The sequence below is a fragment of the Winogradskyella psychrotolerans genome, assembly GCF_018860545.1.
Classification (GTDB): domain Bacteria; phylum Bacteroidota; class Bacteroidia; order Flavobacteriales; family Flavobacteriaceae; genus Winogradskyella; species Winogradskyella psychrotolerans_A.
The window spans coordinates 607,523-627,660 of sequence record NZ_JAHKPN010000011.1 but is presented as its reverse complement, the minus strand read 5'-3'; the positions used below and the strand labels follow the sequence as shown (position 1 = coordinate 627,660).

Below are 20,138 nucleotides of genomic sequence, written 5' to 3'. Positions count from 1 at the left end.
CGATAACGATAGGGTAAAGATATATAATTTAAATAGGGCTTCGTTTTTTAATTAACTACAGAAAACTTCCATTCGTCTACACTAAGTATGAGCTTCAGCTAAATTTAATTTTTACAAGCGTCTTGTTAGGTAATTTTGACCTGTAAATAAGAAATAAAAACGCATTCATTATGAAAATATTAGCCATCGACGATCAACAATTAGTTTTATTGCCTTTAGAGAAAAGATTATTAGAACTGGGTTATGATGTAAAAATTGAAACCAATGCTACTAAAGGTATAGAATTATATGAAACTTTTAGTCCAGATTTAGTAATTGTTGACATTAATATGCCTGGTGTAACAGGTTTAGATGTGGTAAAACATATTAGAGCTTCTAAAAATCCAGGAACGCCAATCATGGTTTTATCAGGAAATACACAAGATGATATTATAACAGAAGGTTTTGAATTAGGAATTAATGATTACATGAAAAAACCTTTGAGTCTTAATGAAATTAGTGCTCGCGTTAAACGGTTAATTGGTGCACCCGAAGTTGTAAACAGCATTACAAATAGTGATGTAATGATTCAAGAACGTTGTGTTGGTGTTGTGATTCCTTGTTATAATGAAGAAGAGCGTTTGTTGAGTGATGAGTTTTTAACCTATATCGATAAAAATTCAGGATATCACTTATGTTTTGTAAACGATGGTAGTAAGGATAATACTTTAAGTGTTTTAAAAGACCTTCAAAAAGGAAGAGAGGATTTTATTACAGTTTTTGATTGTGAAAAAAATGGAGGTAAGGCTGAAGCGGTTCGTTTAGGTATGTTGCATATGGCTAAAAAAGAAGATTTAGATTATATAGGTTTTTTAGATGCGGATTTATCGACTGACTTAGCCGATTTTGATGACTTAGTTAAAACCATTGAAACATCAGATTTTAAAATTGTAAGTGGTTCGCGTATCTCTAGAATGGGAGCAAACATTACGAAAGAATCCGCAAGAAAGATAATCAGTTTAACCATCAACTTTATCATTAGAAAAATCTTAAGAATGGATTTTAAAGACACACAATGTGGTGCAAAAATCTTTAGTAAGGATGTTATTGATGTTGCGTTCAGTGAAAAATTTGTAACCCAATGGATTTTTGATGTCGAAATATTTAAACGAATGAGTATTCATTTCGGACTGAAAAAAGCAAAGGCTATGTTATGTGAGCAACCTTTAAAACGTTGGATTCATGCGGATGGTTCTAAATTATCGATGAAGGATTCAGTAAAAATCGTTTTTCAACTAGGACAAATAGCGTGGGTTTACGGTGGAAAAAAAGAAAGTAAAAAAGTAGCCGTTTCAAACCATTTAGAAGTCGTTTAATTACGGTCTTTATCAAATTTATACGTCATGAAAGCAGGTATCATTATAATATTTCATAATAATGAAAACGATATGGACACCACTTATTTTATTGAACAAATTCAACAGACGCCTAAATTAGAATTATGTCTGGTTAATAATGATAGTAAAGATGCTACTTACGACATGTTGAAAGAAGTCAAAGAAGAGTGTAGTAATGTCTCTGTCGTTAATGTGAGAAAATTTAAATCAGATATTGCCGCGGTTAAAGCTGGAGCACGATTTATGTATAGCGAATTCGATTTAAAGCATTTAAGTTATGTTTCCGTCAACTTGTTAAATCTTAATGAACATGGGTTAAATGGTTTAATAGCGCTTATTAGCGAAAATCAAAATGCTATTTTAAATTATAAAATCAAGACACTAAAAAAGAGACCAACGCTGTTTCAGAGTATATTCTCATTACTAGATTATCTCAAAAAAATAATAGAAGACAACCATTTTGTGAATCTTCAATTTCAAAAACAGCTTTAAATAAAAGCATCATGCAAGCATATCCAATAAAATTCGCACCTATACTTAAAGAAAAAATTTGGGGAGGTGAAAAGTTGTCTAAACTATTACACAAAAAAACCAATTTAAATAATGTTGGTGAAAGCTGGGAGATTTCTGGTGTTGAAGACAATATTTCTATAGTTTCAAACGGACTTTACAAAGGTCAATCGTTAAACCATCTAATTGCATCGCACAAAAGTGAATTTTTAGGAGAAAAGAATATTGCCGTTTTTGGTGAAAACTTCCCTTTACTTATTAAGTTTTTAGATGCTAAAACCAATTTATCTGTGCAAGTACATCCAGATGATCACATGGCAAAAGCACAACATAATTCTTTTGGCAAAACAGAAATGTGGTACATTATGAATAGCGATAAAGATGCCGAGATTGTATTAGGATTGAAAGATAATGACGTCGATAAAAATGTGTTGAATTCTATAAATGCATCTAATGTTGATGCTGTTTTTAATACAGAAAAAGTAAAACAAGGAGATAGTTATTTTATTCCAGCCGGAAAAATTCATGCTATCGGAGCAGGTGTTTTAGCTGCCGAAATCCAACAAACTAGTGATATAACTTATCGTGTTTACGATTGGGATAGAACGGATACTAATGGTCATCAAAGAGAATTACATACGGATTTTGCAATAGCCGCAACAAAATCATTTCCGTCTAATGGAAAACGTAATTACCAATTAAAGGCAGATCAAACGAGTAATTTGGTGGATTGTGATTTTTTCACGACTAATATTTTTGAAGTCAAATCAAATCAAAAACGAGATTATCGCAGTTTAGATTCTTTTGTCATATTTATGTGTGTTGAAGGTACTGCGGAGGTTACCATAAATAATGTGACTGAAATTGTAGACATGGGAGAAACCATTTTAATACCAGCAAATACAGATTCAGTAATATTTAATTCTAAAAGCGCAAAACTACTTGAAGTCTATATTTAAGGAAATTGTAGTATAGTTTGAAAGCCTTTCTGAAAAAATGATAAAAAGTCTTAATTAATTTTACATTTGCAGTATAATTATACTTTATTATGTCATTAGAAAGAGAACTACAAAAACGAAGTGGCTCAAAATGTGAGCTTAGTGGAAGCGAAGAGAATTTATCTGTTTATATCGTTCCAGATATACCAGAAAATGGATTGAAAACAGCATTATACGCGTCTAAAACCTGCATAGAACAAATGAATGATGCAGATGCTATTGACCCTAACCATTGGAGGTGTCTTAATGATAGTATGTGGAGTGAGCACGATGCTGTGAAGATTATGGCATGGCGAATGCTGAATCGTATTAAAGCCGACTGGACACAAGACTTGTTAGGTATGATGTATATGGAAGATGAGGTCTTAGAGTTAGCTAAAGCTTCTGGTGATGACGAAGATGAAGCTGATAAATTAATTCACAGAGATGTTAATGGGGTAATTTTAGAACATGGTGATTCTGTCGTTTTAATAAAAGACCTTAAGGTAAAAGGCTCTAGTATGGTGGCTAAACAAGGTACTGCGGTTAGAAACATTAGATTAGATCACGAAAACGAAACTTATATTGAAGGTCGAGTGGATGGACAGCAAATTGTAATCATTACAGAATACGTTAAGAAAACTTAATCAGAATCCTTCTTATTAAAAAAATCAAAACTCAATGGTATTAAAAATACCATAAACAAATATTGCCCAGTTACTAATCCATAAATTGTAATTGCGGCTAATATTACCATTATTATAATCTTATACTTGTATTGCATAATGCAAAAATATAAATTTTGAGCTGTGCGACAAATAAGACTCATACGCGAAAACTGCTTAATTCATTGTCTCTAGACGCTGCAGAAGTAAGGATTCGCATATGCGAATGCACTTATTGTATAGACGACGTCTTATTGTAAGTTAAATTATAGTCGGTAATGTTTAAAAACGACCTGTTCGATCATCTAATGTACTTAAAAAGTATATAGTTTTTGAAATCATTGTGGTCTAACCTATGGTTATGTGAATACATCTATAAAAGCTTGATTCTGAATTGATTCAAGCTTTATTTTCTTACAATTTATTGGATTTAAAACATGCTGTTTATCGAGACAATCAACCGACTATTTCAAATAATCCATTCAATGTAACGGTTCATCGAATATATCTTAAAATAATGATATAAATGTCTGATATTGTGGTCATCCCTCTAAATAATAACACAAAGTTTACTGATTAATAGCCTCAAATTAGTGTGAACGCTTAAACATTATTTATTATGGATTTACAAATTTCAAATTACAACAATCGTTTTCAAATTAAGGGAGCTTTAAATAAGCTGAATCTAAAAACCTTTGACGCACATTTTTCAAACGTATTTGATAAACTTGATAGTATTCTACTGGATATTGAACAGGTTCATAGTATTGATAGAGCAGGTGTAATGGCCTTAGCAAAATTACATAATGAATCCATTACAAAATCAAAACAACTATCTATAATTGGTATTGGCTGTAAAGAACTATACGAGCATTTTAAATCTGAGGAACCAAAACAAACCATGGTTGATTCACATGCTGTGGTTGCGGCTTAACTATAAGTAAATTTTACTATAAAGTGTTTCCAAGACCGCTGTGGTGATAGATGGCTATTTCGGATGCACTTTATTTTTTTGCTTGTTGAATTTACTTAACAAGACATATCAGCGATAATTTTCCATTCACCTTGTATCTTTTTGAAGATTATCATAAAAACACCGTTGGCATCTCCAACTTCACGTTTTAGATGGTATTCACCCATCACCCAATAATTATCACCTTCAATTTTTGAAATATCATTAATGACAAACTTTAAGGTGCCGCTTTCTGCTTTTGTAGGATACCCTTTTTTATAATTGGCTAAAGTTTGATCCCAACCATATGTCAGCCCACTACTGCCGTAAAATTTTAGGGAATCACTTTTCCAATAGCCTTGCATAAAACCTTCTAAATCATGATTGTTCCAAGCAATCTCTTGTGCTTCCATTACTAAGCGTATGCCTGCCTCAGCAAGTTCGTTAGATTCACTTTTGTGCGTTGTTTCTGTGGTCACATCAGCCTTAATACTAATACAGCTAAAACACGATAGGACTATGGCAATGGCGAGAATATATTTCATAAGAATTGGTTGTTGTTTATCATTTAAAAATAACAACTAATTTTCTAAAGTATACCTTTTTGTTGTTTTAAAAACGCATCGGCTTGATTTTGCATAAGAATTCTTGCCTGTTTTCGCTTATAGTTCATCACGTCTTCTTCATCTGCAATTTCAGTGTAAACTTTATTGTTAATGTCGTTATCGGTTTTTAAAAGGAGTTGGCGTTCAGCAACCTTTTGCATGGTCCAGGTTTGAATAGTGGTTTCTTGGTCTTGTAGTTTATAATCAAACTCGCCTTTTGGTGCTAATAATTTGGCTATGATTGGCGAGGTTTCAATCGCCAAAAACAATAGAAAAATAAAGAAGGATGGTAGCCAAGGTAATTCTCCTAAAGCGGTGATACGCGCCATTAATCCATCAAAATTATCAATAATGGGTTGTGTGATTTCAACGTTAGCAGCATAATCGTCTTGAAGCGTTGCTATTTGGGTTTCAAGCGCTTCGATTTTAGTTTTAGTATCAGATTTTAATTGTTGTAACTCGGCTAGTCCAGCATCATGTTTGTCGCGTTTTTCCTTATACACAGGACCTTTGCCTAAAAGTTTAGAACCCGCTGTGCCTTCAGCTTCTGAAATATAAGTATCATATAAACCATTGACTTCCGCTTCTTTGGCATCAACTTGAGCATTTAAGCCTGAAATTTCATTGTCAAGCGCAGCAATTTTTGGACTAAATTGTTCAGCGATTTGATTCTGGTTCGCTAAGGTTAAATCATTTTTTTGTTCCAATAAAACTTGATTGATTTCTTTTTCAAAAATCTTTAATTCTAATGGTTTTGAAATGACGACAGCAATAATAAGTGCTAAAAAAAGTCGTGGAGTCGCTTGAAGGATTTCATCTAAAATATTGTCACGCTTTTTAATCGTTGAAACAATATAGCGGTCTAAATTAAAAATGAGTAAACCCCAAATGAGTCCAAAGAAAATTGAAGCATAGAGATTGTCAAATACGGTAAAAAGCGCATAACTGGCTGCAATGGTTGCCATAACAGCGGTAAAGAAAACGGTAGCTCCAATACCAGCATATTTGTTCTGCTCACCAATGGAGCAGTCGTTTAAAATGTCGGTGTCAGCGCCAGAGCAAAGGATAAAGAATTGCTTTAACATAAGTGTTTGTTTTTTGATTGACCTAAAAATTAGGCTGATTGATTGACTATTAGAACGCTAAAACATACTTTTTGTTACATGTTTAGATGAAAAAAGCCTCAATTAAGAGACTTTAGTCATGAAAATTTAAAAATAGTGGTACTGCAATTATATTTAATCCGTGACAGTAATAACTATAGGTGCTATCTCTGAGTTAGAACCATCTTTGAGCGCAAACAGCACAAGCTGATCATCTTTTTTTGCACTTTCAAGATGTTTTAGGGCTTCAGCATTTAACACATTACTCTTTATATACTGCGTTGGTTGACCAGGAATTTTAAACTTAAATTCAGTTACTTTTCCATTTTTAGTGCTGAGTATTATATCCTTAATCTCATTTCTTGTTAAAGCTATTTTTCCTGTTTTAATTGTTTTACCATTAATGATGGGTAAAATGCTTTCTTGTTTTTTAACTTTTTCTTTCACTCCGATAAGAATTGGTTTCTTGGATATATAAATCAAAGGTTGATCTGTATCGGTTTTTTGAGCATTGACATTCAGTTCTGGATTCTTTTTTAACAAAGCAATAGCTTCATCAGATGAGATTGATTTTCCCTCATTAAAGAATTTTGCATTGCCTTTAGCCATTTTAATGACATAGTCTAATGTTGCTGCAGATTTACTCGGATACCCTTGTACTGTGATTGGTTCTAGGTCTTCAGGTTTACTTGAAGAAGAATATGCTTCTGCATTATTTTCTTTGGCTTTATTAGGAGAAGAATAACCTATTACAATCTTCTCTTTTAAATCTTGAGATTTAGTAGGAGGAGGTGGTGGTGGAAATTTTAAACCTGTATTTTTTAATTCATCATCCGCAATTGGTAATTCTACAGAATTTTCTTTCTGGGTTGAAGTCTTACGTTTGTAGATTCCAACATATTTAATTAAGTCTTTTTGTTTTACAATAGGATAGTTGGCAGTTTTGCCATTGCGTTCGTCTTCTTGAGCAGCCAGCGTTTCTTTTTTTAGTTGTTTAGCCCAATCATTGTATTCTGCAACTTCTTTTGCTGTTGGTATATCTTGAATAGTAACGTGACTTTCAATGGCAAAAGGCGTATTACCTTTCGCTCTATTTATTTCTTGATTTGGTGCTATAATACGATAAAATCCGTAATCCTGAAGCGAATTATATATAAACCAAACTTCCTTATTTGAAATTTCTTTGGAAGATTTCACATGAATATTCATATAATTTTTACGCTGCTCTGGAGTAATATCTTGATGTAATTGATTAAATACATCTACAAATGTTTCTTTTGTTGCTTTTATACCATCTATCAAATATGAATTTTCATTTAAAACTTTTAACTCAATACTTCTTGCGTAGATCTTTTTTTTCTCAGCACTTGAAAGTTTAACTAAATAGTTGCCGTTAGCATCTTTTTGAGTTGTCATATTGGTGCGTTTGCCCTTGTTGTTTATGACAATAGCTTTTGCTTCTTTAGCAGAAATTTCTTCATCATCTAAATAGAAAGAAGCACCTTCGTTTTCCATCTCTATTATAAATTCTAAAAAGGAAGGATTGTATATACTTTGAGTGTCACCAACGTTTGGACCTCCTTTAGATGTTTGTTTTACAGGCGGTGGAGGAGGTGCTATTAAGGATGCATCAGCTTGAATAATCTTAAAGTCATATTTTCTAACCAAAGCGATTACGTTTTCTAATATCTTTTCTGAAGCATCACTTTTATCGATTCTGACGAAAACTGAGTTAGAATCATCAAAGGACTTCGATAATGTTTTTAGTTTCGACGCAATGCGCTCTATAGAAGTATTATTGTCTTTTACCATTAATTCCCCATTTCTGTTTATCAAGATTTCCATGATTGGTTTTTCTTGATTATTAGAATTGGTGTATTGGGCTGGCACAGGTGGTGCCATTAAAATATTATGCTTTTCTATCTCCTCTTTTGTAAATGAATTATAGAGTTTATCAATTTGTGCCTTTAATATTTTAAGTTCAGAATTATCTGTTTGTGATCCTTTTAAGTATTTTGATATTGCATTTGAGTATTTTGAGGAAGCATTATTATAACGATTTAATTGTGAATCTTGATATGTTGCTTTAAATCCAGCTTTTGTATATAAATGATATTGATTTGGCTGTGGAAACTTTTCACTGCGAGCGTTTTTATAAACTTTAGAGCCTATAAAATGAACAAAGTCATTTACTGAATAGTTATTTAAAATAGAATTAGGAACGAGTTTACTGTCAATCCAAATTGCATATTCTTGAGAGTTTTTAAAGGATTCAAATTGAGCAGATGTTGGCTTTTTAGGTTCAACTTTAGATAAGTTTCTTAGTGGAAACCTTTGTTCAGGATATTTTTTAACTGTAGCACGTTGTGCATTAGACATTAACTCATCATAGATAATAACTGCTCTTTCATATGTATGACCAATAATGACATTGGTGTCATTAAATTTTGTCATAAAATCACGATACTCTTGCATTAGTTTTTCAGAAGCTTCATCAACATATTGCATTTTTAAGGAGTTAGCCTTCTGTAATTCCTCTTGTATAGCACTAACAGTAGCAGTGGTCTCTCTTTCAACATATTCCTTTTCAGCAAAACTGTAAAAAAGAACAGCAATAATTGGCAGTACTAATATGGTACTCAACCAAACTCTAGTTTTTGATGTTTGTGTTTTCATAACTGTAAATCGTTTTTTGATGGATGAATAATTGATGGCACTCGATAGTTGATGATTTTGAGTGTTTGATGAAAATTGTAATAATATATTTTGATAGGTTTTAGTGTCCGTTCCTTGTTCTAAAACGGCTTGGTCTGCTAAAAATTCATGATTAAGTTTTACATGATGTTTTAATATGTAAATTAAGGGATGAAACCAAAATATAATGTGAAGCAACTCTAGAATGATAATGTCTAAACTGTGTAATTGCCTAGCGTGAGTTTCTTCGTGAACTAAGACTTCTTTCGGAATGTTATCAGATTCATATCTTGTTTTATTGAAAAAGATATATCTAAAAAAGGAATGTGGAATTGTATTTTCATGTAATAAAACATAAATGAAAGGGCGCTTGTTGATGTTTTCATTTTTAGAAATGCGTCGTTGCATTCTTATAAGATTTATAATAAACCGTGACGTAAATACTAAAACGCCAAGTTCGTAAATTAACCAAAGTGTGGTTTCTAAATTGAAGAAAGGCGCTTCTTCAATAGTTACTTCTTCTATTGCTAATTCTATTGAAAAATATTCAGGAGCCGTTTCAAAACTGGTAACAAAAGGTTCAACATATTCTGTTATGGTTAACGTAGGAATTACTAATGCCAAGATTAATACACCTAGTAAATAAAAACGTTTAAAACGGTGCATGTTTTGCCGTTCTAAAAAGAGCACATAGACTAACCAAAATACAGCTAAACACGCCGAAAATTTTAAAATATACGTTTCCATAATTATCGGTTTTTTATTTCTGTATCTATAATTTTCTTTAGTGCTTCTAACTCTTCTTTAGTTAAATCGGTTTTTTGCGTGAAAAAGGAAGCAAATTGCGAAGCGCTATCATTAAAAAATGTTTTAATGAGTCCATTAACGTGCTTTGAGAAATAATCTTCTTTCTTCACTAAAGGATAATATTCTCTAGATTTCCCGAAGGTTTTATAATCTACAAAACCTTTACCAATCATACGTTTAAGCAAAGTGGCAACTGTTGTGGTGGCCGGTTTTGGATCAGGATAGATATCTAAGAGATCTTTCATAAAAGCTTTTTCGAGCTTCCAGAGGTACTGCATTAATTGTTCTTCGGTTTTTGAAAGTTGCATGCTCTATGTATTTAGAATTAACTCTACAAATGTAGAGTATATGTTTTAATTCTACAAGTGTAGAGTTAAAATATCAATAAAAAAATCCGTTCACGCGGAACGGATTCTGTTTTTTTGGGTCTAAATGTATTGTGTTAAATAGGTTTTAGCAATCCTGAACCACTGATCATTTTTTATCTAGTTAAAGATTAAAACCCGGCAATTCCATTGCAGTTAATTTAGTTTCTATAAACTTTTAACCGCAACTTGTCATTCCTGCGAAGGCAGGAATCCATTAATATCCTACATTTTTAGATTCCTGCCTTCGCAGGAATGACAAACGATTTTTAAAAAGAAATTCATTCTTTATCAAAACTACGGACTTCTAGTCCGTCGTGGTTTATTTTGATAATTCTGTAAAATATTTATAAAAATGCGGAATGGTTTCAATACCTTTTAAGTAATTCCATACGCCAAAATGTTCATTTGGAGAGTGAATGGCGTCACTATCTAAGCCAAAGCCCATTAAGATGGTTTTACTATTTAATTCTTCTTCAAAAAGCGAGACAATAGGAATACTTCCTCCACTTCGTTGAGGGATTGGCGTTTTTCCAAACGTTTGTTCATATGCTTTTGAAGCAGCTTTGTAACCTAAACTATCAATAGGAGTTACATAACCTTGTCCTCCATGGTGTGGTGTTACTTTTACAGTAACGCCTTTTGGAGCAATATTTTCAAAATGTGTTTTAAATAATTCGGTGATTTCTTCCCATTCCTGGTGTGGTACTAACCGCATAGAGATTTTAGCATAAGCCTTACTAGCAATTACTGTTTTGGCACCTTCACCTGTATAACCTCCCCAAATACCATTCACATCTAATGTTGGTCTAATGGAATTACGCTCGTTAGTAGAATACCCTGCTTCACCATACACAGCATCGATATCCAAAGATTTTTTATAAGCGTCTAATGAAAATGGAGCTTTTGCCATTTCAGCACGTTCAGCATCTGATAGATCTTCAACCTTATCGTAAAATCCAGGAATGGTAATATGATTGTTTTCATCGTGAAGCGACGCAATCATTTTAGTTAATACGTTAATCGGATTGGCGACAGCTCCACCGTATAGTCCAGAATGTAAATCACGGTTTGGTCCTGTAACTTCAACTTCAACATAACTTAAACCTCTTAAACCGGTTGTAATGGATGGAACATCTGGCGCTATCATTCCTGTATCTGAAATAAGAATGACATCATTTTTTAGTTTTTCATGATTGTTTTTTACAAATGTCGATAAATTAACACTTCCAACTTCCTCTTCACCTTCAATCATAAATTTCACATTACATGGCAACTCGTTATTCGTTGTCATGTATTCCATAGCTTTAACGTGCATGTACATTTGACCTTTGTCGTCACAAGCTCCTCTGGCAAAAATGGCGCCTTCCGGATGTAATTCTGTTTTTTGGATGATAGGATCGAAAGGAGGTGAATTCCATAAATCTAATGGATCTGGTGGTTGCACATCATAATGGCCGTATACTAATATGGTGGGTAATTTTTTATCTATAATTTTCTCGCCATAAACAATAGGATAGCCTTCAGTTTCACAAATTTCCACATGGTCGCATCCTGCTTTTTCTAGACTTAGTTTTACAGCGTCTGCTGTTTTTAAAACATCTCCTTTATAAGCAGAGTCTGCACTGATGGATGGGATTTTTAGTAAATCGATAAGCTCGCTAAGAAAACGGTCTTTATTATCGTCGATATAAGATTTTATGGATTGCATAATAGTGTTTGATTTTACTCAAAAATATGAATTTAAAGACGAATATATGGATCTGTTTAAAAATTTAAGAAATGATTTAGAATTCTTGAAAATTTACTATTTGTATATTCAAACTATTGTTTATATTTGCAACCCAATAATTATTGGGTGAATGCAGGCGTGGTGGAATTGGTAGACACGCTAGACTTAGGATCTAGTGCCGCGAGGTGTGAGAGTTCGAGTCTCTCCGCCTGTACAACTTGACTAAAACGTTTCTTTTTTAAGAAACGTTTTTTTTATGCCATAAAGTGTATGTAAGAAGTTTAGGCTATGTACAGTCGAAGTCAGTTTCTCTGCATGTAGTACGAAAAAAAGCTTTTCATTTTGAAAAGCTTTTTTATTAAGATCAGAATAATGTAGTCGGATACTGTTGTTTTAAAAATCAAAACCCATTCCAAAGGTAACTCTAACACCATCGGAAGAATTAAATACACCTAAATTAGCAGCTAATATATCAATGGCATTAATGAAGAAGCCACCACCATAGGCATTGTGCCATTTTTCAGATGTATCATCTTCAGTCCACACACGACCATAATCAAAGCCTCCATAAAGTCCTAATTTGATCGGAATTAATTGTGTTTTAATACGATTAAAACTATATCTCAAATCGGTATTTTGATAAAAAGCATTCTTGCCAGTAAAACGTTCGTTTCTATAACCTCTTAAACCATTAAGCCCTCCTATGGAAGCCGCTTGATAGAATTCAAAACCACCTCCAAAATTTAAATGACTCTTAAATTTTGTCGCGAAAACTAAACGTCCGGATGGATTTAGTTGTCTTGCAAACCCTAAATCTGTTATCAAATATCCAAAACTGCGATCGCTGACCTCTAGGTTGTTTTTATAACCTGTTTCCATTGAGATATGCATACCATTGGTTGGGTAGACATTATTATCGTAATTAGCATAGTTATACGCGGCATTTACGCCCCCAAAATGTTCTTCGTCAAAAATGTTTTCAGGTAATAAGTTGTTATCCGATACAAATCGATTGTCAGTATTATGAATTTCATTCACTTCATAACTAATACCAAAATGGATTATGCTTCCGCGTTTAGAATTCCAAATCAGTTGAGGACTAAATCTAAAAATTCGAGTTTTAACGCGATAGTAATCTAAACCTAAATCGTCATCATAATTTTCAGTTTCATTACCGTAACCAAAGAAGTTGACGCTGTAATTTGGACTTTGGAAATGTGCTTGAAATCCTAAATTGAGTCCACCAATAACATTTGCAAATTCACCTTTGTAATCTAATTCATAGCCTTCAGTTGCGAAATAATAAGCGGCTTTAAATTGGTGTTGTGATGTAAACGGATTACGTTCAAATCCATAAGTCGTATACGTATCTGCAAAACCTAATTTAAGTCCATCATCAGGGTTGGCGCCGACTATAGGAACAATTTGATTTGTATTATTTTTCAGCTTTCTATAATCGTACACATTGGTGTTGTAATCGTCGGTTAGTTTAATTCGCGCGTTTTTAGCCGCTGTTAAATCATTTTTCTTCGATTTGTAGTCGTATATCACTATGTTTTTACCATGCTCAACTTTGTAATCATCATTGTTTTGTCCACCAATAAAACGCACTTTAATTTTAGAAATTTTGCCTTCAACTTCAAAACTATCATCGTCGTCCAATCCGTATATCCAGATTTCTTTTGTGGTTTGTGGTTGATAGATTTTATGATGAAAACGATCTTTAATGGTGTCATCTTTTTTGCGGTAAAGTGATACTTCGACTGCTCCATCTTTTAAGGCTTTCACATTAATATAGTCATCTTTATTGGTTCCGGTGATAACGGCATATTTGTTAATTAACTTAATATAGCGATCAGAAATTTTTTGAAGATTAGCACGTCGATCTTTTAAAATTGATTTAATAGCAGCAATATTATGGGCATTGACTTCTTTTGGGATATCACTAAAAGCACTATCGATAACGTCATCTGTTATTTGAGCTTGAATAAATTGTACTTGTTCATCCCAATCAGCTATATTAGCTTCTTTAATAAAGGCGACATCTAAGGAAAACCCAGAGACGTTAAATCCTTTGACGTCTTTTAAATCTGGTTCGTATTTTCTGTATTTTCTTGCTGCGGGAATAAGTTTTACGCCTGCTCCAAATAAAAATCCGTCAGAAACTTTAGAAAAAGCGAAGTCTCTATCTCGTGGTAGCGGTTTGTAAATTGTTTTTTTGTCATTCTCATAAACTAACCATCGCCATTGGTCTTGGTGTCTGTCAGGATCACCGATAAGCATATCAAATAATCGTGCTTTTATAAATTCTTTTTCATCAATAATTTTAGATTCATCACTTAGCACATCTTGTAGCATATCTACGGTACTTACAATGTCTCCTGAAAAATTTCCCGTTCCTAATTCTGTATGGCCATCAGAAGGGTGTTCTTCAAAGAGATAGAGCTCATTTCCAAAATCGTCGTTATATGAACCTAAAGCTTTTTGTTTTGGGATATAATATAATTTAGGATTTAAATGTGAAAGATTAATGGCATCTGAAAGCGTTCCTATGGTGAATGGAGCATATGGATAAGCGCCAGCAAAAACGTCTTCTAATAAATCTTCGGTAGTGGTATTTATAAATTCACCTTCTACATATTGATCTTGTAAAATTGCAGCCTGCATAAACTGATCGGCTTGCTTTTTCATGGCGCGCATAACATAGCGCTTGCCATCAGCAGTTTTTAAATGTAGTGTCTTAGATTGTGTGCCTCCACCTTTTCTAAAGGGTTTTAAGCCACCCATTAAGGTGTCTAAACTAACGGTCTTGGCTTTAACTTTAGTACTGTAATCATCGCGATAACGTTCGCCCCAAAGAAATTTATAAAAACGAGATTTATTGGTGTCGTCCTTGGTGTAAATTGAGGCGCTTACAGAGTCTAAAACTATTTCAGGATATTTAATAGTCGTACCTTGTTCAGCTTGTTTTATTTGTTTGTAAAACTCAACTTGCTCTGTAACTGAATTATAATATTGAACATCTATAGCTTTGTCATTTCCAATATTTAATACCGCATAACCCGGAACCGAATGGCCATAATTATTTGGATTACGCATTCTTACAGGTGTTGTTTTAGAACCAGAACCACTTACAATTTGCGTCACATTTTCAAGCTCTAAATATTGTAAATTATGCTCATGACCTGAAAGAAAAATAACATTCTCATTCTGTTGTGCAGCGACTACAAGATTTTTTCGGAGTTCATTGTAAAATTGATTGGATAAATCGGCATTTACGATTCCGGTAGTGGTTCTTAAAATATTTTTTATGGTACCAAGCACAGGAATTGGTGACATGTTTTCCTTTACACCATAGCGTCCATTATGTGGCCCATTACTATACATGGGATGGTGAATAGCAACTAAAGTTGTTTTACCGCGTGCTTTTTTTATTTCACTTCTGAATTCGTCTAAAAAGTCAGCTCTTGTTTTAATTTCACAATCATCATTAATAGTAGGGTGGTTATTCCAATTGGTAATATACCAGTGCGAATCTACAATGAGCATAATAATATCGTCACTGAGATTTACTTTCTCAATAGGACAGCCGTTTTCAGGTTGAAACGTGTTTTTTCCTAAGGCCTTCTCGACCATTTTTTCTTGTCGTTTCAAGCCCTTTAAGCCGCTGTACCAATCATGATTTCCGGGAAGAAAATAAACACTTCCAGGAAATGTTTTAGCGACTTCTAATTGAAGGTTTAAAGCATGTTCAGCTTCTTTAATGGCTGTATCATTTTTTAGAGGAATCCCTTTAGGGTAGATGTTATCGCCAAGAAATAAAAGCACATCATTTTTATTAGCCTTACCAAATTGACGCTGTAATTTTAGTAATGATTTTGGTGCGGTGCCATCTGCTTCAGGTTTACCTACATCGCCTATTAAAAAAACGTTGGTCGTGGTATTATCTATACGTTTAAGTTCATCATAACTTGAATTCGCATTATAGGGATTATAGGTGGCACAACCACTGATAAGAAATCCAGTAATCATAAAACCGAATAGTAATTTTGCTTTCATAAAATCGTCCGTTTTTACACGCTTTGTAAATCTTCTATGGTAAAAATATCGGATACTTTTTGAAGCTTTCTATTTATATCTACTCTAATAGCTTTTATGCCACTAGCTCCTTGAAGTTCTTCTAACTCTACGATTTCTAGATTATTTCCGATGTAATTTTTAGCTTGTAAAAATTCGAAATAAGCTAAATATTCTTTTTCCATAGCGTTGCTTGAATACACTACAGAAAGTTTATGCGGTTGTGTAAGCCTTTCATTGGTGTTTTTTATAAGAGCTTTATCGATGCGTTTTTTTATCATTTCGTATCGGACGTTATAAGCACCGTCAACATCAAATTGTTTTTCGTCTATGCGATAGCGAATGGTGATAGGAACGTCATAAGCAAGAATTAATGAGGCCACTTCTAATTGTAAAGGAAACTCTTTCTGTTTTTCATAATACATCGCCTCCATTTCACAAGCCACTTGCAGCTGCCATAAGCGCAAGTTGTATAAAACCGTAGGATGGTAGTTTAGACGGTTAGTAATAGATTGTCCAATATAGAGATTGTGTTCTATACCATCGGTTTTAAATTTTTCAAAATAATGCGGAAATATGTCTTGTGCCTTTAGTTGTTGTTGATCTAAAAATGAAGACAACGCTTTGTTTCCTAGCTCAATGGTTACATCATAAGCCTTTCTGGCATCGTATAAGCTACTAGTTGTTCTATCGATTGTTTTTAAGAAGTCGTCAACGTCTGTACTACTCTTAGAACTACTCTGAAAAAATTCAAAAAGTGGGAACAGTTGTTTTTGAAAAAAGATATTAATTTCTTGTTCTGTATTGGTATGGAAATTTTGTTTTAATTCCAGTAAATATTTATCAATTTGGTAAATTAATTGTTCGTAGAACGGTAAATTTATTTTAATTCTATGGCGAAGTATTTGTTTACTTTTTTCTAATTGTCTTTCTAAATCTACAATTATGGCTTCATTTCTAGCGTTTGATGAACCAACGACATCAATTTGACCAAAAAGCGGTACAACATCTTTGAAAACAATTTCTTCAAACACAGGGTTTTCACCATAATTTCTTTCTTGAATGTATTTGTTGGCTTCTTCCTCAAAACGCCATTGCACAGAAGGGTGAATTGCAGTACATTCTTGTTGTATAATAGCACTAATTTCGTTCTGATGTTCTGAAAATGTCCGTTTAGAATAGCTTAAAATAAAAGGCAAAATAGAATCTAACTTCACCATATTAACGGCATTGAGTTGATTCACTTTAAAGGCCGCTAATTCTATAATAAAACCTAATGCTCCGTTAATAGGAACAGGAATAAGCGCCACACTTTTTAACCCTTTGTTTAATAATGTTCGGCTAAGTCTATTGCCATTAGTCTGGTTGTGATACGTTTCTACATTTGAAATAATAATCGGTTTACAGTCCTTAAAAAGTTGACAATTAATATGTTCGCAACCATAGTCGTTAATGCTAACATCTTCGTTTTGTACTAAGGTTAACGTATTGAAATTTCTGTCAAATGGTGAAACAATTTTATTATGATCCACACTATAACTACCGAGTTGCAAATCTGGAATATTAAAAATGCGTCTAATATCTTGTATAAGGTATTGAAAGCTTTCGCTGTTAGGTTGTATTAAATGCGTTTTAAAATCATCTATGCGTTCATCTAGCGAGGTGTCTATGAGGTTTATAATTCCGAAGCCGTCAATAGTCCAAGAATCTTTTGGAAAGTATTTTTGCCAGATTTCAATTGTATTGGCGTTGCTTAATAATTCGTCTACAATATCCTCGGTAATGTCAATCGCGTTTTCATTGGGATAGATGTTGAGAAAATCAGCATTAAAGGCTACACGATAGCGCTTACTTTCTCCATTTTTATCAGTAATAGATAAGGTTTTTGGTCGTTCAAAATCGACATTAAATTTGTAATAAACATTTAATATGATAGCATAGGTCAATAAATCGAAAGAGTCTTCGTAATCCTTGTAAAGATTATTGAAAATATTTTCTTGTGTATCAGCATTCGCTATTATATGTTCTAATCTTGAGCTACAATGCAAAATATCGCTTGTATAGGGTGTTACAGCAGCTTTGATTTCATTCTCAGTTAAAGCAGGTGGGAAAATATAGGACATCAACTGATCTATAACAGGCATATTACTTAAAAACTCTTCAGTAGAAGATGTTCCCGTTAATAGTATAGGATGCTTGTCAAATAATTCTAAAGCTTGCTTGGCTTGCAGTTGAATCGCGGCATTATTAGATTTTAATAAATCTTCAAACTTATCCTTTAATAAACGTAAAGATATATTTACCTTAAAGGGTCCTGTAGTTTTATTTTTCATAGTGTTTAAATTAAAATTACAAAGGCATGTTTATATAGTAACTATAGATAAATGATGCTGCCGATATAATAATTCCGAACATAAAAACGGTATACGTGATTCGTAGTAATTTATATTTTCTATTAAGCACTAATCCTAAATAATACAAATCTTTAGTAAGCGAGTTATATAATGTTTCTTCATTGTCCATTAAGTAGTCGATTCCCCATTCAAAATCTTTCAAACTCATCTTATGAAAATTTCCAAAAAAGAGAATATTTGTCTTTTTCTCCTTAATCATACCTTTTGTAATGGCGACATTAGATATTTTAGGACGCGTCGATAATACCGATAATACTACTGATGCCACACTAAAAAGCATTAAGATTAAAGTAGGGTATACCAAAAATAAATTTGAGGGGTTATCTAACTTAGGTATTAAATTAGACAAAGCAACAGAAATGATAATAGCATTTACAGAGAGTAGGATGTTCGCTTTGGTATCTGCAATAGCACTTAATTCTATGTGGTTTTTTAATTGTACACGATACATCGTTTCGACACCTCTGCCAAATCTTGATTTTTTATTTTTTTTATTTTTCTTTTGAGATAGCTTGTGTAATTTTTTTTGAATTTCTAATTGGTTGATTTCCTTTTTAGATTGCCAAAGTTGTTTAGCCGAATCGGAATAGAAGGTGTGGTTTTTAAGAAACTCGAGATTTTGTTGCATCCATTCCTTATCAGAAAGAGGCTCTTCATTTTTAGCATTCAGTTCTTTTAATAGATTTTCTGAAATGTCTAAATAATTATCGGAAGTGATATGACCACAATCAGCATCCTTAATAATAGCTTCTAACATATTGGTCGGTTTAATGCCTTTTTTTGTAACCAATATTAATTGTTCAACTTGGGATAGAGTGTCTGGTGGTAAGTTTTGCTCTTTTAAATACGATTGCGCAATCTTTACACTTTCTTCTTCATGACCTACATCAGTATAAATAAATCCAGTATCATGAAACCATCCAGCTAATAACAAAACGAAAGTCTCTTGTTCTGAACATTGTTCACTTTTAGCTAATTCAGTTATACTAGCAACAACCTTTCTAGTATGAATAGCATTGTGATAATAGTTTGTTGGGGCGAGCTGTTTATTTAACAATTCGGCAACATATATTTCTACATCGAGTAAAAGCTTTTCTTCCATATTACAAAGTTACGTAGTTTTTAATATACGAAATCATTTAAAGAAATTATGAACTTTATAACCCCTTTTTTATTCTTGCTATATGAATAACATAGGTTAATAGTGGTTCTGTTGAGTTATATCATTTATGACTTTTATGTAAGTCGAAGAGCTAAACCCGACCTTTCACTGTTATTTGTGAAAATAGAGAGAAGGATTCTTATTTATTACGGAATTAAAAAGACTCAGTGAAAATGACGTTTAATTTTTATTAATCTATCTACTCATAAAACATAGGAATTCATCTCGGTCTTTACATTATTACCATAGAACTATGCAATATTACCCGTATTGTGAATTTGTGGTTTACAAATAGTTAAAATAATATATAAATACGATAATGGTGTAATGTTCTAGTTGCTTATATCTTCCGAAATTTGTCCCAGAGATATTTCATATTTCTTTAATAAATTTAAAAGTATACATTATGAAAAATATAACAATTAACCCAACAATTTGGCAGCCTGTAACTTTAGGAACAAAAACTGAAAATACATCAGAATCTTCTAAAGGAATGAAAAAAAAGCAGACATCTAATAAAGTGTATTTAGGATTAGAGAATTTATACTCTAAATTTTATATGGTTTTTAAAACATTTGTCGCGGGAACTGTAAGTGATAATTCTAGAAGTTTTACCAATACATTCCAAGTATAATATTAGAGTTAATTTTAGTTAACGGATATAAAAAAGGTGCTCATTTGAGCACCTTTTAGTTTAAA

General features: G+C 32.8%; 14 protein-coding genes and 1 tRNA gene. 7 read left to right on the top strand and 8 right to left on the bottom strand.

All coding sequences use genetic code 11. From position 1 onward, the window contains the following. Nucleotides 1-170: 170 nt before the first annotated feature. From KO515_RS06040 to KO515_RS06020, 5 genes are all read left to right on the top strand, one after another. Entirely contained in the window at nt 171-1,355 is a 1,185-nt protein-coding gene (locus tag KO515_RS06040; protein WP_215935466.1) for a response regulator, read from the top strand. A gap of 27 nt (nt 1,356-1,382) precedes the next feature. Beyond that, nucleotides 1,383-1,868, top strand: a complete 486-nt coding sequence (locus tag KO515_RS06035) for a glycosyltransferase (protein WP_215935465.1) — start codon at nt 1,383-1,385, stop codon at nt 1,866-1,868. An 11-nt stretch (nt 1,869-1,879) separates the two neighbouring features. Continuing rightward, nucleotides 1,880-2,845: a type I phosphomannose isomerase catalytic subunit gene (locus KO515_RS06030; RefSeq protein WP_215935464.1), complete on the top strand. Its 966-nt coding sequence runs from the start codon at nt 1,880-1,882 to the stop codon at nt 2,843-2,845. Between the two features lie 89 nt (nt 2,846-2,934). After that, nucleotides 2,935-3,510 (top strand): PhnA domain-containing protein, encoded by a 576-nt coding sequence (locus tag KO515_RS06025; protein WP_215935463.1) that lies wholly within the window; start codon nt 2,935-2,937, stop codon nt 3,508-3,510. 637 nt (nt 3,511-4,147) lie between these two features. Beyond that, nucleotides 4,148-4,462, top strand: coding sequence for an STAS domain-containing protein (locus tag KO515_RS06020; protein WP_215935462.1), 315 nt, complete (start codon nt 4,148-4,150; stop codon nt 4,460-4,462). Nucleotides 4,463-4,557: 95 nt separating this feature from the next. Here KO515_RS06020 and KO515_RS06015 read toward each other — a convergent pair whose 3' ends face one another. The 5 genes from KO515_RS06015 to KO515_RS05995 form a co-directional block, all read right to left on the bottom strand. Then, a complete protein-coding gene (locus KO515_RS06015) occupies nt 4,558-5,025 on the bottom strand; it encodes a YybH family protein (RefSeq protein ID WP_215935461.1) in 468 nt (155 codons plus the stop codon). Nucleotides 5,026-5,069: 44 nt separating this feature from the next. Further along, nucleotides 5,070-6,170, bottom strand: coding sequence for a DUF4407 domain-containing protein (locus KO515_RS06010; RefSeq protein ID WP_215935460.1), 1,101 nt, complete (start codon nt 6,168-6,170; stop codon nt 5,070-5,072). Nucleotides 6,171-6,323: 153 nt separating this feature from the next. Then, nucleotides 6,324-9,629, bottom strand: coding sequence for a M56 family metallopeptidase (locus KO515_RS06005; RefSeq protein WP_215935459.1), 3,306 nt, complete (start codon nt 9,627-9,629; stop codon nt 6,324-6,326). Nucleotides 9,630-9,631: 2 nt separating this feature from the next. Further along, on the bottom strand, nt 9,632-9,997 hold the full coding sequence (locus tag KO515_RS06000) for a BlaI/MecI/CopY family transcriptional regulator (protein WP_092445140.1): 366 nt from the start codon (nt 9,995-9,997) through the stop codon (nt 9,632-9,634). A gap of 379 nt (nt 9,998-10,376) precedes the next feature. After that, nucleotides 10,377-11,765 carry a dipeptidase gene (locus KO515_RS05995; protein WP_215935458.1) on the bottom strand — a complete coding sequence of 463 codons (1,389 nt, stop codon included), beginning with the start codon at nt 11,763-11,765 and terminating at the stop codon, nt 10,377-10,379. Nucleotides 11,766-11,918: 153 nt separating this feature from the next. Here KO515_RS05995 and KO515_RS05990 point away from each other — a divergent pair. After that, nucleotides 11,919-12,000: transfer RNA gene (locus tag KO515_RS05990), tRNA-Leu, on the top strand. A 179-nt stretch (nt 12,001-12,179) separates the two neighbouring features. Here KO515_RS05990 and KO515_RS05985 read toward each other — a convergent pair. From KO515_RS05985 to KO515_RS05975, 3 genes are read right to left on the bottom strand one after another with little or no spacing between them, the layout of a single operon-like run. After that, nucleotides 12,180-15,845 (bottom strand): metallophosphoesterase, encoded by a 3,666-nt coding sequence (locus KO515_RS05985; RefSeq protein ID WP_215935457.1) that lies wholly within the window; start codon nt 15,843-15,845, stop codon nt 12,180-12,182. A gap of 14 nt (nt 15,846-15,859) precedes the next feature. Further along, nucleotides 15,860-18,196, bottom strand: coding sequence for a hypothetical protein (locus KO515_RS05980; protein WP_252723788.1), 2,337 nt, complete (start codon nt 18,194-18,196; stop codon nt 15,860-15,862). Between the two features lie 16 nt (nt 18,197-18,212). Then, nucleotides 18,213-19,379: a Pycsar system effector family protein gene (locus tag KO515_RS05975; protein ID WP_215935456.1), complete on the bottom strand. Its 1,167-nt coding sequence runs from the start codon at nt 19,377-19,379 to the stop codon at nt 18,213-18,215. A gap of 466 nt (nt 19,380-19,845) precedes the next feature. Here KO515_RS05975 and KO515_RS05970 point away from each other — a divergent pair, with 466 nt between their 5' ends. Then, entirely contained in the window at nt 19,846-20,073 is a 228-nt protein-coding gene (locus KO515_RS05970; protein ID WP_215935455.1) for a hypothetical protein, read from the top strand. Nucleotides 20,074-20,138 lie beyond the last annotated feature (65 nt).